This window comes from Cyanobium sp. Lug-B (genome assembly GCF_024345635.1).
Lineage (GTDB): Bacteria > Cyanobacteriota > Cyanobacteriia > PCC-6307 > Cyanobiaceae > Cyanobium > Cyanobium minutissimum.
This window is the reverse complement of sequence record NZ_JAGQBM010000011.1, coordinates 38793-61992: the sequence shown is the minus strand read 5'-3', so window position 1 is coordinate 61992 and position 23200 is coordinate 38793. Positions and strand designations below refer to the sequence as shown.

Annotated in this window: 19 protein-coding genes; 13 read left to right on the top strand and 6 right to left on the bottom strand. The window is 66.6% G+C overall.

Annotated features, from left to right (window positions below; translation table 11 throughout):
• Window positions 1-36 precede the first annotated feature (36 nt).
• From KBY81_RS04665 to KBY81_RS04645, 5 genes are read right to left on the bottom strand one after another with little or no spacing between them, the layout of a single operon-like run.
• The gene (locus KBY81_RS04665) at window positions 37-1194 is read right to left on the bottom strand and encodes a PQQ-dependent sugar dehydrogenase (RefSeq protein WP_254975794.1); all 1158 of its coding nucleotides are present in this window, start codon (window positions 1192-1194) and stop codon (window positions 37-39) included.
• Entirely contained in the window at window positions 1167-2999 is a 1833-nt protein-coding gene (locus tag KBY81_RS04660) for an MBL fold metallo-hydrolase (RefSeq protein ID WP_254975793.1), read from the bottom strand. The genes KBY81_RS04665 and KBY81_RS04660 overlap by 28 nt, the downstream gene beginning before the upstream one ends.
• Window positions 3000-3039: 40 nt before the next feature.
• The gene (locus tag KBY81_RS04655) at window positions 3040-4854 is read right to left on the bottom strand and encodes an aspartate kinase (RefSeq protein ID WP_254975792.1); all 1815 of its coding nucleotides are present in this window, start codon (window positions 4852-4854) and stop codon (window positions 3040-3042) included.
• A 28-nt stretch (window positions 4855-4882) separates the two neighbouring features.
• Entirely contained in the window at window positions 4883-5908 is a 1026-nt protein-coding gene (gene holA, locus KBY81_RS04650; protein WP_106222081.1) for a DNA polymerase III subunit delta, read from the bottom strand.
• Complete coding sequence (locus KBY81_RS04645) at window positions 5908-6588, bottom strand: type II toxin-antitoxin system prevent-host-death family antitoxin (RefSeq protein ID WP_254975791.1); 681 nt, start codon at window positions 6586-6588, stop codon at window positions 5908-5910. The genes holA and KBY81_RS04645 overlap by 1 nt, the downstream gene beginning before the upstream one ends.
• Window positions 6589-6867: 279 nt before the next feature.
• On the opposite strand from KBY81_RS04645, the gene KBY81_RS04640 reads away from it, so the two are divergent.
• Window positions 6868-7533 carry a precorrin-8X methylmutase gene (locus KBY81_RS04640; protein WP_254971850.1) on the top strand — a complete coding sequence of 222 codons (666 nt, stop codon included), beginning with the start codon at window positions 6868-6870 and terminating at the stop codon, window positions 7531-7533.
• On the opposite strand, the gene mutS is transcribed toward KBY81_RS04640, so the two are convergent.
• On the bottom strand, window positions 7506-10379 hold the full coding sequence (gene mutS, locus KBY81_RS04635) for a DNA mismatch repair protein MutS (RefSeq protein ID WP_254975790.1): 2874 nt from the start codon (window positions 10377-10379) through the stop codon (window positions 7506-7508). The two genes, KBY81_RS04640 and mutS, sit on opposite strands and share 28 nt — an antisense overlap.
• Window positions 10380-10489: 110 nt before the next feature.
• On the opposite strand from mutS, the gene ribH reads away from it, so the two are divergent.
• From ribH to KBY81_RS04575, 12 genes are all read left to right on the top strand, one after another.
• A complete protein-coding gene (gene ribH / locus KBY81_RS04630) occupies window positions 10490-10978 on the top strand; it encodes a 6,7-dimethyl-8-ribityllumazine synthase (protein WP_094584241.1) in 489 nt (162 codons plus the stop codon).
• Entirely contained in the window at window positions 10975-11883 is a 909-nt protein-coding gene (gene rfbA, locus KBY81_RS04625; RefSeq protein ID WP_094584242.1) for a glucose-1-phosphate thymidylyltransferase RfbA, read from the top strand. The genes ribH and rfbA overlap by 4 nt, the downstream gene beginning before the upstream one ends.
• Window positions 11880-12479, top strand: coding sequence for a dTDP-4-dehydrorhamnose 3,5-epimerase (gene rfbC / locus KBY81_RS04620; protein ID WP_254975788.1), 600 nt, complete (start codon window positions 11880-11882; stop codon window positions 12477-12479). The genes rfbA and rfbC overlap by 4 nt, the downstream gene beginning before the upstream one ends.
• A gap of 86 nt (window positions 12480-12565) precedes the next feature.
• A complete protein-coding gene (psbZ, locus tag KBY81_RS04615) occupies window positions 12566-12754 on the top strand; it encodes a photosystem II reaction center protein PsbZ (protein WP_094584244.1) in 189 nt (62 codons plus the stop codon).
• A 1295-nt stretch (window positions 12755-14049) separates the two neighbouring features.
• Complete coding sequence (locus KBY81_RS04610) at window positions 14050-14520, top strand: hypothetical protein (protein ID WP_254975787.1); 471 nt, start codon at window positions 14050-14052, stop codon at window positions 14518-14520.
• A 432-nt stretch (window positions 14521-14952) separates the two neighbouring features.
• On the top strand, window positions 14953-15822 hold the full coding sequence (locus tag KBY81_RS04605) for an ABC transporter permease (protein WP_254975785.1): 870 nt from the start codon (window positions 14953-14955) through the stop codon (window positions 15820-15822).
• 1 nt (window position 15823) lies between these two features.
• Entirely contained in the window at window positions 15824-17209 is a 1386-nt protein-coding gene (locus KBY81_RS04600) for an ABC transporter ATP-binding protein (protein WP_254975784.1), read from the top strand.
• A 151-nt stretch (window positions 17210-17360) separates the two neighbouring features.
• On the top strand, window positions 17361-18113 hold the full coding sequence (locus tag KBY81_RS04595; protein ID WP_254975783.1) for a class I SAM-dependent methyltransferase: 753 nt from the start codon (window positions 17361-17363) through the stop codon (window positions 18111-18113).
• Window positions 18092-19063, top strand: a complete 972-nt coding sequence (locus tag KBY81_RS04590; RefSeq protein ID WP_315858473.1) for a Gfo/Idh/MocA family oxidoreductase — start codon at window positions 18092-18094, stop codon at window positions 19061-19063. The genes KBY81_RS04595 and KBY81_RS04590 overlap by 22 nt, the downstream gene beginning before the upstream one ends.
• Before the next feature lie 7 nt (window positions 19064-19070).
• Window positions 19071-20195 carry an SGNH/GDSL hydrolase family protein gene (locus KBY81_RS04585; RefSeq protein WP_254975782.1) on the top strand — a complete coding sequence of 375 codons (1125 nt, stop codon included), beginning with the start codon at window positions 19071-19073 and terminating at the stop codon, window positions 20193-20195.
• Window positions 20192-22186, top strand: a complete 1995-nt coding sequence (locus KBY81_RS04580; protein ID WP_254975781.1) for a hypothetical protein — start codon at window positions 20192-20194, stop codon at window positions 22184-22186. The genes KBY81_RS04585 and KBY81_RS04580 overlap by 4 nt, the downstream gene beginning before the upstream one ends.
• A gap of 9 nt (window positions 22187-22195) precedes the next feature.
• The gene (locus KBY81_RS04575; RefSeq protein ID WP_254975780.1) at window positions 22196-23158 is read left to right on the top strand and encodes a Gfo/Idh/MocA family protein; all 963 of its coding nucleotides are present in this window, start codon (window positions 22196-22198) and stop codon (window positions 23156-23158) included.
• Window positions 23159-23200 lie beyond the last annotated feature (42 nt).

Here is a 23200-nt window from a genome sequence, read left to right as displayed (position 1 = left end):
TCGAACGCTAATCCAGACGTCAGGACGCCCCGAACTTCAGGGCGCTCCGATCGGTTCCAGGCGCAGCAGCTGGCCATCACCGGCCCCGTCGGTGAGCACGTACAGGTAGCCGTCCGGGCCCTGGCGCACGTCCCGCACCCGGGCGCCGATGGGAATCTCCTGCTGGGGTGTCACCGATCCCGCTGGATCCAGGCGCAGCCGATGCACCTGCCGGGACACCAGTCCGCCGGCGAAGAGATCACCGCGCCAGCCTGGAAAGCGATCGCCGTCGTAGACCGCCAGGCCGGAGGGGGCGATGGCGGGCGTCCAGACGAGGACCGGATCCCGCAGGCCCGGGGCGCTGGTGGCCGGTGCGATCGGCGGGCCGAAGTACTCGCGGCTGTGCGTCACCCGCGGCCAGCCGTAGTTCACGCTGGCCTCGATCCGGTTGAGCTCGTCGCCATCGCGGGCGCCGTGCTCACTTGCCCAGACCCGGCCCGTGCGGGGATCGAGGGCCATTCCCTGGATATTGCGGTGCCCGAGACTCCACAGCCCCGGCAGCGCGCCGGGCTGGCCGGCGAAGGGATTGCCCCGGGCCGGGGTGCCGTCGTCGTTGAGGCGCAGCACCTTGCCCAGGGCGCTGAGCGGGTTCTGGGCCTGGGTGCGGATCAGCTGCCCCTCCAGTTCGATCGGGGGATTGCCCCCGTCTCCGATCGCCAGCAGCAGGGTGCGATCCGGGAGCCAGAGCAGGCGGGAGCCGAAGTGCTGGGCGCCGCTCTTGCGCTGCGGCACCGCGTACAGCACCCGCAGATCGCTGAGGGCACGGCCGTCGAAGCGGGCCCGGGCCAGCCGGGTGTGGTTGGCGTCGGCGCTACCGGCCGCATAGGTGAGATAGATCCAGCGGTTGGTGGCGAAGTCGGGATGGACGGCCACATCCAGCAGGCCCCCCTGGCCGGCGGCCAGCACTTCCGGCACGCCGCGGATCGGCTCGGCCTGCAGCACGCCGCCCCGCACCAGGCGCAGCCGGCCTGGCCGCTCCGTGATCAGCAGGTCGCCCCCCGGCAGCCAGGCCACGGCCCAGGGGTGCTCGAGGCCACCCACCACCGGCACGCTGCGCACCGGGGCGGAGACGGCCGCGCCCTGGCAGCTGCCCAGGACCGGCAGCAGGAGAACACCGGCCAGCCAGTTCAGGAATGGTGGAGGGCGACGGGCCATGGCTGGGGGGACAGCTCCAGAAGCACCAGGTCGCGCAGGTCGTGGAGCAGGGAGAGTTCGGCGCCGCTGAGCTGACGCGGGCGGGTGTCGATCAGACACAGTGTGCCCAGACAGGTGCCGTCGTCGAGGATCAGGGGCGAGCCCGCATAGAAGCGGATCCGGGGCTCCCCCAGCACCAGGGGATTCTCCGCGAAGCGCTCGTCGAGCCAGGTGTCCGCCACCAGCAGGTCCGACCGCTGGCTGATGGCATGGGCACAGAAGGCCAGGTCGCGGGAGGTCTGGCAGGTGGCCAGGCCATGGCTGGACTTGAACCACTGCCGCTCGGCATCGATCAGGCTGATCAGGGCGATCGGCACATCGAAGGCGGCGGCAGCGATCCGGGTCAGCCGGTCAAAGCGTTCCTCCCGCTCCGTGTCCAGCAGGCCCAGCTCCGCCAGCCGCCGCAGGCGCCCTTCCTCGTCCTGGGGGGGGCGGGCCCGCTCCCAGCGGCAGGGGGTGCGCAGGCTCCAGGCCCGGAGCCGGGCACGCAGGTAGCTCTCGGAGACCGGCAGCACCAGCCACTCGCTGACCAGGGGGTCGTCGTGGCGGGCCTGCTCCTCCACGGCCGCCAGCATCACCACCGGGATCTCGGCTGCCGCCGTGGCCGGGGTCTCCCGCAGCCTGCGGACCAGGGCGGGGCCATCGCGGACGGGGAGCGCCTGCTCCAGCAGCAGCAGGGAGGCTCCTTCGCGCTCGAGACGCTGCCGCAGATCGGCTTCGCCGCCGCAGACATGGAAGGGCAGGCCCTCCAGACGCAGGGCGGTGATGAGGGCCGCCTCCAGATCGCGGTCCGTCACCCAGACCAGGGCCGGAGGCCCGCCGGAATCGTCGCTGAGGGCCCCGGTGGCGGGGTCGTTCCCCGCTTCGGCCGGCGGGGCGCCGCCGGCCTCCGGGGTGTGGGCAGTGGTGTGCAGCAGCAGGCCCTCCGCAGCCGCCAGCACCTCCAGGGGGCTGCCCCGCGCGGCCAGATCGGCGCGCACACCGGCCAGGATCAGGTCGATGGTCGCGTCGTTGCGCAGGGGGTCGTGGTGGGTGAGCGCCAGCCGGGCCACCCCGGCCTCCTCGCAGAGGCGCACGGCGTACTCCACCGAGCTGTGGCCCCAGCCGAGCTTGGCCGGGAACTCCAGGGCGGTGTACTGGGCGTCGTGGATCACCAGGTCGGCCCCCTCGATGAACGCGGCGTAGTGCAGGTCCTGGCCGGAGAGCGGACCGAGGCCGCTGGCCAGGGCGGGGTCGTGGGGTTCGTGGTCGCAGCAGTAGATGACCGTGGCCCCGTCCGCCTGCAGCCGGTAGGCCAGGGTGAGGGCGGGATGGTTGAGCAGATGGGTCGTGATCGTCACATCCCCGATCCGGAACGTGCCCTCGTGCAGGTCGTGGTAGCGGATCGTGGCGGCGAACTGCTCGAGGGTGACGGGGAAGTAGGCGTGCTGCATCTGGCCGGAGAGCACGCTGCGCAGGCTTCCCGAGAGGCCGCTCGGCCCGAAGACATCCCAGGTGTGGCCAGGGGCGAAGAAGGGGGCGAAGAAGGGAAAGCCCTGGATGTGGTCCCAGTGGGTGTGGCTGATCAGCAGCGACCCCTCCACGCCGTCGGGACGCTCCTGCATCAGGGCCTGGCCCAGGCCGTGGGCACCGGTGCCGCAGTCGATCACCAGCAGGGTGCCGGCATCGGAGCGGACCTCCACGCAGGAGGTGTTGCCACCGAAGCGGAAGGTGTCCGGGCCGGGCTTGGCGATCGAACCGCGGGTTCCCCAGAACCGAACCAACATGTCCCGTTCCTGGCGGGGCCCCAAGACTAGGAAGCCGCGGTCAGGCTGGCGCTTCCGTCCCCTCGGCCGCGTGCCGCTCGGCGCCGCCGAGGCCGAAGGCCTGGTGCACCGCCTGCAGGGCGCGCACGCCATCGGCCTCCGCCACCACGCAGCTGGTGCGGATCTCGCTGGTGGCGATCAGGGAGATGTTGATGCCCGCGTCGGCCAGGGAACGGAACATCCGTGCCGCCGTGCCGGCGGTGCAGGCCATCCCGGCCCCCACGGCGCTGACCCTGGCGATGGCGGGGCCCTCCTCGAAGCCGGCGCCGTCCCACTGGCGCAGGATCGGGGCCAGGGCCCGCTCCGCCGCCGGCCGGTCGTCGCGCCGCAGGGTGAAGCTCATGTCGCGCCGCCGGTCCTCGGGGCCGCCGTGGGTGCGCTCCGACTGCACGATGGCGTCGAGGCTGATGCCCGCATCGGCCAGGGCCCGGCAGATGGCCGCGGCGACCCCCGGCCGGTCGGGTACCCGCCGCACCGACACCTGCACCTGGTCGCGGTCGAGGGCCACCCCCCGCACCGCCGGGTCCCCGAGGTGGCAGGGGGGCGGATCGTGGCGCAGCTGCTGGTCGGAGAGCTCGAAGGCCTCGCCGGCGGCCCGCAGGGCCCGGGCCCCCAGCTGGCCATCCACCACGCAGCTCACCTTCACCTCGCTGGTGGCGATCAGGCGCAGGTTGATGCCGAGGCGGGCCATGGTGTCGAACAGCCGGGCCGCCACCCCAGGGCGACCGAGGATGCCGGCCCCGGCGATGCTGAGCTTGGCCATGCCCGCCTCGGCCGAGAGCTGGGCCCCATCGGCCCCCATCGCCGCCAGCACCTCCTGGCACACCTGGCGGGCACGCTCCATTTCCGTCGCCGCCAGGGTGAAGGCGATGTCGTTGCTGGCGCCCTCGTGGATCGCCTGGACGATCAGGTCGACGTTGAGGCCGGCGGCGCCGAGGGCCTCGAACAGGGTGGCGGCCACCCCCGGCCGGTCGGGCACGTGGGAGAGGGCCAGCACCGCCTGGTCGGCCTCGAGCTCCGCCCCGTCCACGGGCCGCCCCAGCTCCAGCCCCTCACTGCCGATCGGGCGGGCCGGACCGCTGGTGAGCCGGGTGCCGGGTGCCTGGCTCCAGCTGGAGCGCACCGTCAGGGGCACCCCGTAGTTGCGGGCGATCTCCACGGCCCGGGGGTGGAGCACCGCGGCCCCGAGGCTCGCCAGCTCCAGCATCTCGTCGCAGCTGACGCTGTCCATCAGCTGGGCATCGCTCACCTTGCGGGGGTCGGTGGTGAGCACCCCGGGCACGTCGGTGTAGATCTCGCAGCCGTCGGCGCCGAGGGCGGCCGCCAGCGCCACCGCGGAGGTGTCGGAGCCGCCCCGGCCCAGGGTGGTGATCTCCGGGGTGCCGGCATGGCCGCTGCTGGTGCCCTGGAAGCCGGCCACCACCACCACGTGGCCGTCCTCCAGCAGGCGGCGCAGTCGCTCGGTGCGCACCTCCAGGATCCGGGCCCGGCCATGGGCCGATTCGGTGATGATCCCTGCCTGGGTGCCGGTCATCGAGACGGCGGGCACGCCTTCGGCATGGAGGGCCATCGACAGCAGGGCGATCGACACCTGCTCGCCCGTGGCCAGCAGCATGTCCATCTCGCGGCGGGGCGGATCGCTGCAGAGGCTGGCGGCCATGCCGGTCAGCTGGTCGGTGGTGTGGCCCATGGCCGACACGACGATCACCAGCTCGTGGCCCTCCTCGCGGCTCGCGGCGATGCGGCGGGCCACCGCCCGGATCCGCTCGGTGTCCGCCACCGAGGTCCCCCCGAACTTCTGAATCAGCAGGGCCATGGGCTCGTCGCTGGCGCGTCGGGCCCGATTATCGACGCGGGCCGCTCCCGGGCTGCGCCAGGGCGGCCAGCAGGAACCCGTCCCGGAAGGCGTCACCGGGGTCGGCACCGCGCTTGAGGGCCGCCTCCACATCGAGCAGGCGGCGCAGCAGGGCCAGCAGCTGGTCGGGGCTGCGGCCGCGGATCTGCTTGCGCATCACGTAGATCCGCTTGGGATTGCCGATCCCTGCGGCCTTGGCGATCACGGCCACGTCCTGCTCGCCGCTGCGCTCCAGCAGGCACACCCACAGCCAGCCCCGGATCTGACTGGCCAGGGCCGCCACGATGCGCAGGGCGGGCTCGCCCACCTCCAGCAGGGCCTCCACCAGGGCGATGGCCTCGGCGGGGTGCTGGGCCAGCAGGGCATCGCCCACGGCCAGGCTGCTGGTCACCTGGCCGCCGATCAGGGCGGCCACCGCCTCGGCCGTGATCGGGCCACCACCACCGCCGCCACTGCCACCACCGCCGCCACCGCCGGCATGAAGGGCCAGCTTCTCCAGCTCGCTGGCCAGTCGCATCCCGTCGCTTCCGATCGCCTCGGCCAGGGCCTCGGCCGCCGCCGGTGCCAGGGTCAGGCCCCGGTCCCGGGCGGCGCTCTGCACCCGCTCGATCTGCCCGGCTCCATCCCAGATCGGCGGCAGGGTGAAGGATTGCTCTTCGGCCAGGGTCCGCAGACGCTTGGTGGTGCGCAGCCGGGCGTCCGGTTTGCCTTCACTGACCAGGAACAGGTGGCCGTCGGGGGGGATCAGCTCGACGGCGGCCTCCAGCTGGGCGGCCAGCTCCGCCGGGCAGGCCTGGCAGAAGGGACTGCGCTGCAGCACCACCACCCGGGCCCCGGCGCCGAAGGGGGGGGTGCGGGCCTCCTCGAGGGCCCGGGCCGCCTGGCCGGCATCGGCCCCGTCCAGGCGGCTGAGGTTGATCGCGGCCCAGGTGGGATCCACCAGGGCCTCGATCTGCGCCGCCAGGGCCCGCTGCCGGGCGGCCTCGTCGTCGCCCCAGTAGAGGTGAATGGGCATCAGGGAAGAGGCGGTCGCGCCGGCACCGGCAGGGAGGCGAGCAGGCGGGGGTCCCGGCTGATCATCGCCGTGGCGCCGCCATGCAGGGCCGAGGCCAGCTCCAGGGCGCCATCGGGCCCCAGGGCCGGCCCGCTGCCGGGCCGCTGCAGGCGCGCCGCCGCCAGGGCCACCTGGGGGGTGAGGCTCACCAGGGTCCAGGCCGCAGGATCACTGAACACGGCTTCGTAGCGGGCCGCCAGGGCTTCGTCCCCCTGGAGCAGGGGCCCCTCCACCAGCGTCCTCAGGGTGGCCATGCTCAGGACCCCGCGCCAGTGGCCAGCGGCGATCGCGGCGATCAGGGGCTCGTGCCGGCGGCTTGAGGCGTCCCCGCGCAGCCAGGGAATCAGCACCGTGGCGTCGATGGCCACGGCCGACCCGAGGACCAGGGTGGCGCCGCCGTCCAAGGGCTCGATGGGCCCGCCGCTGCCGGCGGGGGGCGGCCGGTGGTCCGGCCAGCAGTCGCGGCCGCTGCCCTGGAGGGCGAGCAGGGCCTGGCGCTGGCCACGGTGGCGTCGCCACAGGGGGACCAGGGCAGCCACCGCGTGGCCATGGCGTGCGATCAGGGTCTCCTCGCCGTCGCGGGCCCGATCGAGCAGTTCGGGGAAACGCTTCCTGGCCTCGAGCACGCCGAGGGTGTGCATGGGTCGCGGGGCCGATATCGGAATCTGTACACAATGTACAGGACTCGGATTCGGTGGAGAACGACTGCCCCTGTCCTTGCCCCTTCGCCTGGCTCTGTTCCGGCTCCTGGGCCCCTCTCCCGGCCCCGGCAAGGGCCAAGCCCATCGGCATGGCTGAGGTCACGCCCCTGCGGCGCCCCGCCCCTACCGGCGCCTCCCGTAGCCTCGCCGTCTCCCCTTCCGGGCTGCAGGCCGCGCCGGGCGCCGGGGGAGGTTCTGCACCCCGGGGCGCCTCAGGCGATGGACAGCTTCGATTCTTCCGGCTCCGCGGCCTCCCTCGACCATCCGATCTTCCGGGAGAGCGTGCGCCGTATCCGCGGCTGGCTGGGGCCCACCGGCCTGGAGGGGGTGGAGCAGGAGGTTCTCGAACGCCTGGTGCACAGCAGCGGCGACCTGGCCCTGGCGCCGGATCTGCGTATGGGTCCGGGGGCCTGCGCTGCCGGCCTCCAAGCCCTGGCGGCCGGTGTGCCGATCCTCACCGACACGGCCATGGCCGCGGCGGCCGTGGCCCCCATGGCCCGGCGCACCTTCGCCAATCCGGTGCTTTCGGTGCTGGCCTGGGCGCCGTCGGTGGCACCTTTTGGCGGCACCCGGGCGGCGGCGGGCATGGAGCGGGCGCTGGTGGAGCACCCCGGAGCGGTGGTGCTGGTGGGCAGCGCCCCCACGGCCCTGGAGCGGCTGCTGGAGCTGGTGGAGGCCGGAACGGTCGCCGCGCCGGCCCTGGTGATCGGCATGCCGGTGGGGTTCGTGGGGGTGGCCGAGAGCAAGCGCCATCTCGCCGCCAGCACCCTCCCCCAGATCCGCCTGGAGGGCAGCAAGGGCGGCGCCGGCCTGGTGGGTGCCGCCGCCAACGCCCTGCTGCGGCGGGCTTGGCTGGATCAGGCCGCTCTGGATCCGCCGCCCTGAAGCCCCACCGCCACATGGCTGTTGGCCTCGATGCGGCCCAGCACCTGGCGGGCCCGCAGCACCACCGAGGCGGGAACCCCCGCCAGCCGGGCGGCCTCGATGCCGTAGCTGCGGCTGGCGCCCCCCCGGCAGACCCGGTGCAGGAACACCAGGTCGTTGCCGGTCTCCTCCACCAGCACCTGGGCGTTGCCCACGTTGGGCAGCAGCTCGGCGAGCTCGTTGAGCTCGTGGTAGTGGGTGGCGAAGATCGTGCGGGCGCCGATGCCCTCGGCCAGGTGCTCGGCCACGGCCCAGGCGATCGAGAGGCCGTCGAAGGTGGCCGTGCCCCGGCCGATCTCATCGAGCAGCACCAGGGACCGGGGGCTGGCGTGGTGAAGGATGTTGGCGGTCTCGGCCATCTCCACCATGAAGGTGGACTGGCCGCTGGCCAGGTCGTCCACCGCCCCCACCCGGGTGAAGATGCGGTCGGCGATGCCCAGTCGGGCAGAGCGGGCCGGGATCCAGCTGCCGATCTGGGCCATCAGCTGCAGCAGGCCGCTCTGGCGCAGATAGCAGCTCTTGCCGCTGGCATTGGGGCCGGTGAGGACGATCAGGTCCGGCGCCGGGGCGCCGTCGGGGCCGGGGGCCGCCAGGTGCAGGTCGTTGGCGGTGAAGGAGGCGTCGACCAGCAGCTGTTCCACCACCGGATGGCGACCCGCCTCGATCACCAGCTCGCGCCCCTCGCTGAGCTCGGGCCGGCAGTAGCCGCCGGTGGCCGCCACCTCCGCCAGGGAGGCCAGGGCATCGAGTTCCGCCACCCGCCGGGCGGCCGCCCGCACGGGGCCCGCCGCCTCCCCCACCCGGCGGCGCAGCTCGCAGAACAGCTCGTACTCCCGCTGGCAGGCCCGGGCCCGCAGCTGCAGGATCCGGCCTTCGCGGCCCTTGAGCTCCGGGGTGACGAAGCGTTCCTCGTTGGCCAGGGTCTGGCGGCGGATCCAGTGGTCCGGAACGGCGGCGGCCCGGGCGCGGCTCACCGCCAGGAAGTAGCCGAAGGTGCGGTGGTACTGGAGGCGCAGGTTGGGGTTGCCGCTGGCCCGCCGCTCGATCGCCTCCTGCCGGGAGAGCCAGGCCTCCTGGTCGTCGAGCTGGTTGCGCAGGCCGTCGAGCACCGGATCGACCCCGTCGTGGAGCAGCCCCCCCTCGCTCAGTGACAGGGGCGGCGTGTCGATGAGGTGGTGGCGCACCTCCTCGGCCAGGGCGGCCAGTTCGGGCCAGGGACCCTTGAGGGCCGCCAGGGGACCGCTGCGGCAGGACGCCACCAGGGCCGCCAGGCGGGGCAGCCGCTCGAGGCCATCGGCCAGGGACACCAGGTCGCGGGCGGAGGCGCTGCCGGCGCCGGCCCGGCCCGCCAGCCGCTCCAGATCCCCCATGGGTCGCAGCAGCCGGCGCAGGCCCAGCCGCAGGGGCCGCTGCTCCACCAGCTCGCTCACCGCCTCCTGCCGCTCCAGGATCGCGGCGCGGTCCACCAGGGGGGCCTCGATCCAGCGGCGCAGGCAGCGGCCGCCCATGGCGGTGGCGGTGCGGTCGAGGGCCCAGAGCAGGGAGCCCTGCAGGGCGCCGCCCAGCTGGGTGCGGGTGAGCTCCAGGTTGCGGCGGGTCTGGGCGTCGAGCACCAGCTGGTCGCCGGCGTGCCAGAGCCGGGGCATCTCCAGCGGGATGGTCGCGGCGGCCTCCGTCGCTGTCGCCGGGGCGGGTTCGGGCGCCGGCTGAGTCGTGTCCAGGTAGGCCAGCAGGCCCCCGGCGGCCCGCAGCGCCAGGGGTGCCTCCCCCAGCCCCAGGCCATCGAGGCTGGCCAGGCGGAAGCGGCGGCGCAGCAGGGCGGCGGCTTCGGTGGGGTCGAAGGGGGTGCGGGCCAGGGCGGTGAGCCTCAGCCCCTCGGGACACCAGGGCGGCGCCTCCTCCGGGCCGGGCCACACCACCTCGGCGGGCTCCAGCTGCAGCAGCTCCTGGTGCAGGCTGCCGCTGCCCGTGCGCTCGGTCACCCGGAACTCGCCGGTGCTGACGTCGGCGACCGCCAGGCCCCAGCGGCCGGCGTGGCTGCCGTCGCCATCGAGGACCACGGCGCAGAGCCAGTTGTTGCGGCGGGCCGCCAGCATGCCCTCCTCCAGCACCGTGCCGGGGGTCAGCACCCGGGTGATGCCACGGCGCAGCAGGGCCCCCTTGGCGGGGGTCGCCTCCAGCTGGTCGCAGAGGGCCACGCTGAGGCCGCGGCGCACCAGGTCGGCGCAGTAGCGCTCGGCGGCGTGGTGGGGGATGCCCGCCATCGGCACCCGGCCCAGGGCCTTGCCGGCGTCCTTGCCGGTGAGGGTGAGCTCCAGCAGGCGCGAGAGCAGGATCGCGTCCTCGAAGAAGAACTCGTAGAAGTCGCCGAGGCGGTAGAGCAGCACCCGGTCCGGGTGGGCCGCCTTCAGCTCCACGTAGTGGCGCAGCACCGGGGTGAGCGCCGCCGGGTCCACCAGGGAATGGTGGTGCCAGCGGGGCAGGTCGCCATCGGGCTCCGCCCCGGCGGCGCCCGGCGCCGCCGGGGCGCCGTTGTGGTCGCCACCGCTCGGGTCACCGGCCTGCTCGCCGTCGGACTCGGGGGCGGAGGCGGCCGGGGCCGACGCAGGCCGCTGGCGGCGGGGGCGGGGCCGGGCGCTGGCATCGGCCAGCAGGGCCTGGTCGTCCGGGGCGCCCTCGTCGGCATCTGACGCCGACACCGACGCCGGCAAGGGAGAGGCCACCGGCTCGGGTGCGCCCCCGAACAGGTCCCCCTGGAGGGCCGGATCGTCCGCGAGCGAGAGCTGCTGCTGGACTTCCCTGGCCATGGGTGCGCCGTCAGGAGCGTCCCGATCGTAGGGGGACCGGGCCGGGGGGCTGGCCGGGTCGGCCCTGGTGCTGCTCAACTGGAGCATGAGCTTGTTCGTGGTCTGACCCCTTGACGGTTTTCGAAGGTCGCTTCACCGATGTCGCCGGTCTGCGGATCGGTCTGGTGATCGCCCGCTTCAACGATCTGGTGACCGGCAAGCTGCTCAGCGGCTGCCTGGATTCCCTCTCCCGCCACGGCATCGACGTCAGCCCCGAGAGCACCCAGCTCGACGTGGCCTGGGTGCCGGGCAGCTTCGAGATCCCCCTGGTGGCCCAGCGGCTCGCCGCCAGCGGCCGCTACCAGGTGGTCATCACGCTGGGGGCCGTGATCCGGGGCGACACCCCCCACTTCGATGTGGTGGTGGCCGAGGTGAGCAAAGGCGTGGCCGCCGTGGCCCGCGACACCGGTGTGCCGGTGATCTTCGGGGTGCTCACCACCGACACCCTGCAGCAGGCGCTGGAGCGGGCCGGCATCAAGAGCAACCTGGGCTGGAGCTACGGCCTCCAGGCCCTGGAGATGGGCAGCCTGATGGCTGCGCTGCCGCAGCCGACGCCATGAACCGCAAGGGACTGATCCTGGCGGGGGGCAGCGGCACGCGCCTGGCCCCCCTCACCACCGCCGTCAGCAAGCAGCTGGTGCCGGTGTACGACAAGCCGATGATCTACTACCCGCTCAGCACCCTGATGCTGGCGGGCATCCGCGAGGTGCTGGTGATCACCACCCCCACCGACCAGCCGGCCTTCGAGCGGTTGCTGGGGGACGGATCCGGCTGGGGCATGGAGATCCGCTATGCGGTGCAGCCGAGCCCTGATGGGCTGGCCCAGGCGTTCCTGATCGGCGCCGAGTTCCTCGACGGCGCACCGGCGGCTCTGGTGCTCGGGGACAACCTGTTCCACGGCCACGACCTGATCCCCCAGCTGCAGGGGGCCAACGGCGAGCGGCCCGGGGCCACGGTGTTCGCCTACCCGGTGAGCGATCCGGAGCGCTACGGGGTGGTGGAGTTCAGCGGCGATGGCCGGGTGCTGAGCATCGAGGAGAAGCCGCCCCAGCCGCGCAGCCGCTATGCGGTCACGGGCCTGTACTTCTACGACCACACCGTGGTGGAGCGGGCCCGCCAGGTGCGTCCCTCGCCGCGGGGCGAGCTGGAGATCACCGACCTCAACCAGCTCTACCTCGATGAAGGCCTGCTGCGGGTGGAGCTGATGGGCCGCGGCATGGCCTGGCTCGACACCGGCACCCCCGATTCCCTGCACGAGGCCGCCAGCTACATCCGCACCCTCGAGAAGCGCCAGGGCCTCAAGGTGGGCTGCCCGGAGGAGGTGGCCTGGCGCCTGGGCTGGATCGACCACGGCCAGCTGGAGCGGCTGGCCCTGCCCCTGAAGAAATCCGGCTATGGCGACTACCTGCTGCGCCTGCTGCAGGAGGCCGCCAGCGACCACCAGGCCCTGGAGCCCCAACGATGAACGTTCAGTTCCTGGCCATCGACGGCCCCCTGCTGCTCACCCCGGCGGTCTACGCCGATGAGCGGGGCTGGTTCAGCGAGAGCTGGAACCGGCGCCGCTTCGCCGAGGCCCTCGGACGGGAGGACGCCGATGCCCCCGAGTTCGTGCAGGACAACCATTCACGCTCCGTGCAGGGGGTGCTGCGGGGCCTGCATTTCCAGCGGGCGCCGCACCCCCAGGGCAAGCTCGTGCGCTGCACCGTCGGGGAGGTGTTCGATGTGGCCGTCGACCTGCGCCGGGACTCCCCGACCCTGGGCCAGTGGGTGGGCGAGCGGCTCAGCGCCGAGAACCAGTACCAGCTCTGGGTGCCGGTGGGCTTTGCGCACGGCTTCCTGACCCTGAGCGCAGTGGCGGAGGTGCAGTACAAGACCGCCGGCTACTGGAGCCGGGAGTGCGAGCGCTCCCTGGCCTGGAACGACCCGGCCATCGGCATCGACTGGCCCCTGGGGGAGCTGCCGGCGCCCCACCAGCCCCTGCTGGCCCCCAAGGACGCCGCCGCCCCCGGTCTGGGGGCCCTGGCGGCCGCCGGGGATCTGTTCGCGCCCGACAACGTGTGAAGGATGGCTCCGGCGGCGGGCAGGGCCCCGCGCTGCATGGCAGGATCGCCCACGCTGCCTGATCCGGCCCCGAGCCTTCCTGCCCCATGCAGATCCTCAACACCCTCACCGTTCTGGCCCTGGTGGTGATGTCCTTCGCCCTGATCGTGGCGGTGCCGGTGCTCTACGCGAGCACCGAGGACAGCGGCCGCTCCAACCGCCTGATCCTGATCGGCGGTGCCGCCTGGGTGGCCCTGGTGCTGGTCAACTGGGGCATGAGCCTGCTGGTGGTCTGAGGCTGGGCGGTCTCCAACAGAGCCTCTGGGACTGTTGCTGGATTGGCTAAAGGTATCGGCGTCGACTCCTTGCAGTTTCGCAATCGGTGGCCAATTGACGCAACAATCTCTTGTTTAGCCGGCTTGCATCAGTTGGCGGCACAGTAAGGACAAGTTGGTTGAAGCCACCAGCTCCTTGATCTTGCAACGGCTCTTGATCATGCACCGTAGCCGGGTGTTCAAGATGCCGAACAGCTGCTTGATGGCCCGGAAGGGGTGCTCCTCTTTGGCCTGATTTGAGCCTTGGCCATCTCAATGAAACTGTCCACCCAGCCATCTGGGTAGTGCTCGACGTTTGCCGGGTCCCATGGCAATCCCGACCTTGATGCTCATCCCCTCCAACTCCTCCCGCTGATCCATGCTGTGGTAGCCAGCGTCCGCGTACACCAACGCTGATGCGCCGTGAAGCAGGTGGCGACTGGGGTCAGATCATGCACGTTGGCTGAGGCCAGCGGGTAGGCGAGGGCCCGCGCTTGCTGCTGCTCTTGGGTGATACGAATCGATCAGATCAATCAACGCCTGCGAAACCACCACAGGGCTGATTGGAGCTGACCAGCTGGGAACTCAAAGCTGGCTTTGGTCTTCTGCAGCACCTGCACCAGGGCGGGTGGCCGGGAAGAATCGGCAGGCCTGGGTCCTGCCCACGGAGGGCATAGAAGAACGGACTGGCCGGGGCTCCAGCCTGTCGTACCCAATGGCTGCGAAAGGCGAGCGAGTTTTGGTTGTTTGGTCAGCAGCGGCAGGGCGGCTTCCGCCGGCCAATTGCGGGGCACTGCGGAGCAGCTGGACATCGGAGGCCAGCAGGTGTTGGGGAACCACGACCTCAGGCAGGGCAGTGCGGCGGCACCCGAAAGCGCTGCTGCCAGGAAGGCGAGCACCAGCTCAAACAACGCCACCAGCACTGCGACGTGAAGGGTCTCGATCAGAACGATGTGGTGGTGGATGGCGAATCGCTACAGATCCCCCAGCCTCTCAGGATGCCCAGCACTGCGGGATGCAGAAGATGTAATAGAGTTGAAAATCAGTGCCTAGCGCGATCCGGGCATCAGGAGTCGGCTTGCGCTAGCTGATTAGGTCGAGATCGGTTGAGGCGTTAGGGCTTTCAGGCGCAGGGTTGAGGCCTTTCCGCCGACCTCAACCCATCCTGAAACCCAGGCAAGAGCCCATCGGATTGACTTTCAATCAGTCCTCGCCTGACGGGGATCTCGGGTCTGACATGATGGTTAAGGCGCTGACGTGGCACCGCAGCTCAGCTCGTGCTCGCAGCCCTCGACTACGGGATTGTTGTGACTAAGCCAAGCTCCTCTGCCGACCCCAGCCCTCGCAGCCGGCGCCGATCCCGCAACCGAGAGCTGTTCTGCCCTGCCCATCCCGATCATTTGCTGGCCGGGGGCGGCAAACGCTATTTCCTGCACTTGCTCAGCGCCGAGGAGCTCACCCAGAGGGGCATTCAAGCCGCCAAGGCCAAACTGCTGATCAACGCCTACCCCGTCTTCACGCTCAGCGACGAGTGGCTGGAGGAGCTGTTCTGCTCCCAGTGCGGACTGGCTCGATGGTGCCATGTGGTGCGCCATAACCGGGTGCAGCACACGGTGCGCTGGGCGCCGCGTGAGCTGTGGGAGCAGGTGGCCCATGTTGATCCTCTACAGGCCAATCCAAGCGTGAGCGACTACAGCCGGCGTGAGGCCCGGCGCGCCAACAGCAACACGCGTTATTGGGACCCTTAAGACGCAAGCACTTTTCCCTTGATCAAACATTTCAGCCGCCGGTCGTCCATTCCCTTCCACTCCAGCTTCCGCAGCCTCATCACCGGCGGCATTGGCTGCTTCGACCACCGGTGCATGCACAGCACCGAATGCGCTCTCCAAGACGACCAGCGGATACTGCGACCTGAGAACTGGTGAGTGGCCTTTTCCAGAGATGAACAGATTGATTTCATCACGTGGGGCGGCGACATGCACGACAGGCCCCTGGGCGATGATCCGCTCCTGTTCAGGGCTCTGTACAGCCTGTACGGTCTTGCGGCGGCGTTCCTGGGCGCGCTTCCCTCTGAACCGTCCAGTCGCCCAGCCGGAACGCCCATCAGGCCGTCGGCTTTCATAGACGCTCCGCCCCTCTGATTCCCTAACGAGCCGCAGCCTCACCCCCATTTGCCCCTGATGCCCACCACCCGCGCCCGCCGCACCACCAGCAGCCGCGACCCCGCCAACCAATGGCTGGTGCTCGAGCCCAACCGGATCGAGAAGCAATACTGGAAAGACCTTTGGCGCTACCGGGAGTTGTTCGCAATCCTGGCCTGGCGCGACATCACCGTGCGCTACAAGCAGACCTTCATCGGTGTTGCCTGGGCGTTGATCCGCCCATTACTCACGATGGTGGTATTCACGGTGATCTTTGGCCGGCTGGCCAGGTTGCCCACCGAGGGGGATGCCCCCTATGCGTTGCTGGTGTTTGCCGGCATTCTGCCCTGGCAGTTCTTCAGCAGTGCCCTGAGCAGCTGCTCCGAGAGCCTGGTTTCCAATGCAAACTTGCTTACCAAGGTGTATTTCCCACGGCTGATTGTGCCGGTGGCTGTGGTGATCACTAGTTTTGTTGATTTCCTGATTTCGTTTGGCATCCTGGCGGGACTGATGTTGTGGTTTCAGTGGTGGCCCAGCTGGCGGCTGCTCACCTTGCCGCTGTGGGTGGCCGTGGCTTTCGCGGCCAGCATGGGAGCCGGGCTGTGGCTGGCCAGTCTGAATGTGCAATACCGCGACTTCCGCTATTTGGTGCCGTTTCTGGTGCAAGTCGGCTTCTATGTGAGTCCGGTGGGTTTCTCCAGCGCAATCGTGCCCGCCAAATGGCAGCTGCTCTTTGCCCTCAATCCGATGGTGGGGGTGATCGAGGGTTTCCGCTGGGCGATCATCGGCCAGGGTGCGCGGATCAACCCTGTCGGCTTCTGGCTTTCGATGGGTGTCACGGCGCTGCTTCTGGTGACCGGCGTTCGCCAGTTCAGGCAGATGGAAAAGCGTTTTGCGGATGTGATCTGAGATGGGTAGCTCCGATGTGGTGATCCGAGTTGAGGGTGTGGGCAAGAAATACGCCCTCCATCACGAGAAGGCTCAGAGCTACACGGCCCTAGGTGATGTGGTGGCGCACCAGGCCAAGGCATTGAGCCGGTGGCTGAATCCCTTCACGCTGGCGGGGCAACTGCGCAAAGCCCAGGGCCAGGCAGCGTTGGAGCGCGCCGGTAGCGAGGAAGACTTCTGGGCTCTCAAGGATGTGAGCTTCGAGATCCGGCGCGGCGAGCGGGTGGGAATCATCGGCCGCAACGGGGCAGGCAAGAGCACCCTGCTGAAGATCCTGAGCCGCATCACCGAACCCACCATGGGTCGTGTGGCGATCAACGGCCGGGTGGCGAGCCTGCTGGAGGTGGGAACGGGCTTTCATCCGGAGCTCACAGGCAGGGAGAACATCTTTCTGAACGGCGCTATCCTTGGGATGACCCGGCAAATGATTCGATCAAAGTTTGATGAGATCATCGACTTCGCTGAAGTTGAGCGATTTCTTGATACACCTGTCAAGCGATATTCGTCCGGAATGTATGTGCGCCTCGCCTTTGCTGTCGCGGCTCACCTGGAGCCGGAAATCTTGATTGTCGACGAGGTGCTGGCGGTCGGCGATATCGGTTTTCAGAAGAAGTGTCTTGCACGCATGGAGAAAACGGCAGAAAGTGGCCGTACGATCCTTTTCGTAAGTCACTCGATGGCAGCTATCAAGACGCTATGTGACAAATCGATGTATCTCAATCGGGGCAAGATCGCAGGCTTTGGGGAAACATCGAAACTGATTAGCCAGTACCTTGCTGACGCCATACCAACAGACGAGAATGATGCTCCTGTCAGACTCTTCCCTGATGACCCGGAGAAGCCCGCGGTCATCAGGCGGGTGGCGGTTGTCGATGATGCCGGTCGGCCGGAACGCTCCTTTGGGATGGACGCCCAGATCTGGCTTGAAATCGATTACGAGTTGAAACGCGATGCACGGGACTGCATGGTGATTTTTGCCGTCAGTCGTGATGGTGTCTATATCTATCAGTCGCACGATACTGATCGAAACGAGTGCTTGCTTGATGTGCGGCATGCCGGGTGCTATCGGGCAAGAATCACCATGCCGAAGAGAGTTCTTACCGCTGGTACCTATCTGGTCTATCCTGCGATCACCATCGGACACAGTGGTCAGTACGGCCACGATGGACATCCAGATGCTCTTTCCTTCGAGATATCGGAGGATGACCAACCGATGGGAATTGAACGAAAGGGTTACTCGTCTACGCGCGGCACATTGATCGTTGCCGAACCCAATTGGGAGGTTGGTATGATAGATCCAGCCCTATGGCGCAGTTCCACAACCCAGTTGCCACCGACAGCAGGTTAAAAACATGGTCAAGCCTGACATTCAAACCGAGAATCAGGGTTCGGGGCGATGCCGACTATGTGGCGGCGCGGTCGCTCCCACTGCACACGCCTGCGGGGACTGCTCTAACCTCCCCGTCGGGAAGTGCAACGATTGCGGGCTGATCCAGCTGATGAACTTTGATCATGTCAGTCTTGATCATTACCGTGATGATTTCTACTTCCCCGAAGACTTCTCGACAGTTTACGCCAGGGAGGCCCATTGGAATATCAATCGCATAGAAAGGATCAAGGTTGAGCTGCCAGATCATCGGCGCAGAAGGGCGCTTGATTTTGGCTGTGGCGTCGGCGGTTTCCTGCGCCGTGCAGGCCCCGAGTTTGAGTATTTGGTTGGATTCGATCTCAGCGCCAGAATGTCGGCAGCTCACCGGGACTCTGGTGCGAACTGCGTTAGCTGCCTTGACGATGTACCGAGCGACATAGATACGCTGATTCTGTTTCATGTGCTCGAGCACGTTATCGACCCATGGTCTCTTCTCGAAAGTCTTGTCCAGCGATTCACGGCTGTCGATCGCGTGGTTGTGGAGGTTCCCAATGGCGCTGAACTTCTGATCGAATCCTTTGAACTTCCTTGCTATAGAGACACACATTTCAGTTCTGACCACCTGTACTATTTCACCAATCGCACACTCGGCATGGTTATGGATAGGGCTGGGCTTCGCGTTCTGGTCGATACCCAGTTGCAGCGGTATACGCTGGGCAACACACTTGGCTGGCTTGCCGAAGGCAAGGGTGGCGGGCAGAACCGCAGGCCATTGTTTAACGGTGCAGAGTTTCATCGGGCTTATGAGTCGGCACTCGCAGAGGCCGGCCTGGCCGACTCTGTCTTTATGATCTGTGAGCCATTGCGGGGACACGGAAACTGAAACTCCTCATCGTTGGTGGTGGACGCATGGGTCAACGGCACCTCATGGGAGCGTTGGGCCTCGTCCAGGAGATCAGCCTCGTCGAGCCGGTTTCTGAGGCACGGGAGGTGTGCCGCAAGCTTGCCGACAATAGGCTTGTCGTTTACGACGCGCTTGCAGCCATCGTTGATGGGGAGCGATTTGACCTGATCATCCTGAGCGCGACAGCTGCGGACCGCTTTGAGCAGTTCGAGTGGGCGTGTAGCCGGACAAGGAAGATATTGGTCGAGAAGCCGCTCGAACAGTCCCGCGCGCGTTGTCACGATATCTTCGCCTTGGCCGATGTCCCGGGCCTTGAGGTGTGGATCAACCACTACCGGCGCAGCCTTCGGGGCTATGACAGGCTCAGAGCAGCCGGTGGACCCTACATCATGACCGTGTCCTCAGGCGCAATGGGGCTCGGCTGCAATGGCATCCACTGGATCGACTTCGCGCTTCACTTGACGGGACAGTCCACCGGGAAGCTGCTGTTTGGCGAGATTGATGCGGAAGAGATACGCAGCGGACGGGGCACACAATTCCGGGACTATGGCGGCCGCGGCCTGTTTGCTTTTCCAGACGGCTCCCGTCTCGTTCTGTCGTCGATGGCGGCAAGTTCAGCACCCACCTCGCTGTCGATCATTACACCGACCAGCCATTGGCTCATTGACCAGACAACGGACCGTGCTTTCCTGCATGAGCGGCTTGAGGCTGTCACCCACCCAACGTATCTGTACGGTAAGGACTATGCGATGTCGGAGCGAAGCGGACTGGAGCTCATCGACCTTTCGGCATTCACGCGGGACTTCATCGAATCCCTGCAGCAAGGCAGAGAGCCGGCGCAGCCCCGGCTCTTGGAAGTGGCCGGGGCCTACGAGATGCTTTTTGACCTGCTCGAATGCAGCAGTCACCATAAGTTCGACTTCACATGATTGAAAGATGACAATCGGTTGGGCGGTTGCAGGGCTTGTTGTTCTTGGTCTCGGGATTGTCGAAGCTGCATTTCGTCTTTGGCATCGCCGCGCTTACGGTCGCAATTATCCCGTGGCTCTCAGATTTCGGTGGTGTGAGAACCATGTCGTCCCTCACCCGTTCCTGACTTTTGCCTACCGTAAGAACTTCGTCATTGACAAGAATCAGCGTCTACCCTACGTACTGCACCCAAATCGCTATTGGTCATTCAACAAGCCGCTGCAACTCAACAGCATTGGGCATTTTGGTGACGACTTGAGCGTCGGCCGAAACGACGACGTACTGCGAATTGCTTGTCTTGGGTCGTCGGGAACAGCCAACAACATTGCAGACGAGCACCAGGACTACAACTACCCAGATCTTTTGCGGGAGAAGCTTGCATCGAGCCCTGAGGTTCGGCAGCACTATCGGGCGGTCGAGGTGATGAACTGCGGAATCGGAGGCTGGACCACGCTTGATGTGTTCGTCGACTTCGCACTGAATGTCCTCCACTACCGGCCCCAGTATGTGATCTTCTATCAAGGGCTCAACGACCTTCCACTGCATCTCATGGAGGGTTACGCCTTTGACTACTCGCACGGTCGGCGCAACCTTGGCGAGGCGATGGGCGAGATAAAGCGCGGCTATTATTTCCCGAAGTTTCGCTGGTGGCATAGCTACGAATTCGCGCGAGACAAGTTATTTGGCACGGGAAACATTCGCAACGAGGTTCTTGCCCGGATTGACACCCAATCTCCCGACTACTATCGCTCCTATCGTCCGCTAGTCGCGGAAGAAATGGCGCTTCGCAACCTTGTTCTCCTTTGTCGGGCGCATGGCATACGCATGCTTGTCGGCAGCTACGTCTTCTACCTGCACAACGATTCGTTGCGTAACCGTAAGCTTCGCGAGGGTGTTGATATCGAAAATGAGTTGTATCGCAAGGTTGCTGATGAGTATGGCCTGCCCTTTGTTGATCTCGACGGTGAAATACCGCGCGATAACGCCTATTTTGTCGATGCGGTGCATTTTACGCCACTAGGTATCGACTTCTTGGCCGAGCGTTTTGCTCGTTGCATTGACGAGTTACTTGCCGGTGCGGCCGTGAAATGATTACCACCACTGGAGTGAGCGCATGTTTTGCAGAAACACCTGCGCAGGCGGAGGCGTTGCGTGTCTGCGGGCTGCCAGTAATGATCGTTGCGACCTCTCCGATCACTGACTACTGGGCAGAGCAGGCCGCCTGTCCAGTGATCGGCATTGAGGATCTGTTTAACGAGCGTGCCCATCGCTACCTGGGCGCCGCGTTGATTGACCGAACGGAAGCGCTCGTTACGGCCATCGACGCTGTCTTACATCGGCTAACGCCTGAGTGGCCCTTCGCCGATGCCGTCTCCTTTGCAGCATTTTTTCATTATGCGAATGGTACGCTTGATTCTATTGTCCTAAGGCTCGAGCAAGTATTGAGAGCTTGTGATGTTCTTGGGGCTACATCACTTGTGGTTTTCCGCCCACGACAGAACTATCAATATACGGGAATCACATCACTTGACCATGCACCATGGGGGCTGATTACTCAGATCGTGCCACTGGTCGCGGCGGCACACAACCTCGAAGTGCACTGGATTGACGAGCCTGTGGGGGATCCGAGTCTTTTCAACCCCGTGCGCGACTCTCCCCAGCCGGTTGCTACGCCAATCTCCGGGTCCATTTCCTCATTTCGAGCTCGTTCTCAACGGCTTCGTAGCTGGATTCGCAGGGCCACATGTCGCTCGGCCGGAGCGCCTGCAGCGGAGCGCGAGTCGTCTCAGCCCAGCTTTGGGGATGGCCCGCTACTGATCTCGTCGCTGTTTTCGGATCTCGGCGATGACGTTGTCGAATGTTGGGCTCGGCGGGGTGGCCATGTCATGGACATGAACCAGGCTTTTTCGCTCGCTGGTACAGAAGAGACTGGCATGCAGGCATCAGCCAGCTGCGAGTTACTTTGGGAGACACTGACGCAAGAGCCGCAGGTACGCGAACTGTTGGTCTGGAATGGAGTCGATCTTTGGCCGCTTTTCGCTCCATGGTTGCAGCAGGTGATTCGAGAGGCTCTGCCGCTGTTGTTTCGGCGGGCGGAGGCCGTCTGGAATCGTCTGATGATGGAGGGGGCTTTCGGCAATGCCGCATTTGTCGCCGGCGGTTGGGTGTCCGACCATTACGTCGTTGCCCGTATTGCACGGCGAGTCGGGCTGCCAACGGTCTCGTACCACTATGGCGGTTTTCTCGGGTTCTCCTTGTTGCCCAAGCACGAGCGTTTCGATTTCGCAGAGTGCGACTATTTCCTTTGTGGCGGGTTCGGAGCGGAGCATGCATTCCGGCAGTCGCCGCCGCAGACACGGTGGAATCCAGCTGTCAGGCGGGCGCGTCCGGTAGCGACCGGCGCGCCATGGGCCGCACGGCTGATGGCTTCGCGGTCCGAGATGCACCAGAAGCATGATCGACGCCGGGTCATGCTTGTCCTGAATGCATTGCTCGGCGATTGCCGTGATCTTGGTTTCGTATTTCCCCCGGAAACGGAGTATTGGCGATGGACGCGAAAAGTCATCGAATGTTTAGCCAAGTGGGACGATGTCGAAATTGTCATCAAGCCTCCGCTTCGAGCCCGTTATCCACAAATGCCCAACCCGTTACTCGACTGCATTCGTCACCGTGGTGTGTCCTCGATCTCGGTTGTCGCGGATGTGCCCCTCAAGGATTGCCTCCATCTGGCTGACGCATATATCTTGGAAAGCCCGAGTACGCCCCTCCTCCACGTAGCTGCTGGCAACAAGCCGATACTGCTATACATCAACTCGCAAGACTATCTTCTCGAACCCGATGCGGCCTCCGCGCTGCGCGACCGGGCAACCGTTTTTGCGCAAACGGAAGCTGATTTCTTTGCAGGACTTGAGCGCTTTCTCGCTGCGCAGGATTGGTCGTGCGACCACGTTGATGATCGGTTTATGCGCGATTATGTCGTCGGTGAGCCGGGAGCGACGCCGGCCGACAGGATCGCCGATTTCCTCCAAGGTGTGATAACACAGCGCACCGATGCCCCATGTTCCACCAGTAGCCCAGATTGAGGTCACCTTATGGAATCCCCATCTGTTTCCATCGTCGTCGTCGGTACCGGCCGGATGTCGAGAGAATATGTGCGCACCCTGCGGCACGCCGGGTTTGCTGGGGAGCAGATTAAAGTTCGTAGCTCGCACAAAGACCGTGCGCGAGTGTTTGCCGAAGAGTGTGGCATCGCTTGCTGGCAAGAAGGTATCGTCGCTCCGTTGGCGATTATCGCCGTCGCGCCCGACAAGACACCGGATGCTGTGCGTCGCCAGGTCGCCGACGGGGCTCGGCACGTCTTAGTGGAGAAGCCCGGTGCCCTAAGTTCGGCCGCCCTGCGCCAGCTCGATAACGACCTAAAGTCTTCAGGCGCAATCGCCTATCTCGCCCTCAACAGACGCTTTTACCCTTCGGTCATGGAGGCCCGCCGTCTCCTAGAGAGCGATGGGGGCGTCATCAATTGCCACGTCGAGTTCACAGATCTTGAAGCACACGTCAAAGCTTTGATTTCGGAGGGCTTTTGGGCCACGGACAACTTTCAGCGCTGGGGTCTGATTAATTCCGTGCATCCGCTTGACCTGGCGTTCTTTTTGGCAGGTGCCCCAGTAGCGTTGTCGAGCTATAGGAGCGGATCGCTTGCATGGCACTCTGCGGGCTCCGAATTCTGCGGTAGTGGCCGTACTGCTTCCGGCGCGTTGTTCTCGTATACAGCATCGTTCGGCGGGGCGGGCCGCTGGCGTGTTGAGTTGACCAGTCGCCGCCGTCGCTTGCTGTTCTGCCCACTTGAGGAGCTACGGCAACAGGGCAAGGATGGGTTTTCACTCGATCTTATGTCGGTTGCCACAGACCCAGCCAACATCAAACCCGGGCTGGCTGGGCTGATCGACGCCTTCCTCCACGCTTCTGGTCCCGGCATCGAGCATCCGAGCTTGGTACGTCTTGAGGACGGCGCAAGCCTTCTCGAACAGGTCGAGTCCATCTTTGGTTACGCCTGACCCCGGTTCTCCAAGGACTGCTCGGCCCAATTTTCAACCGAG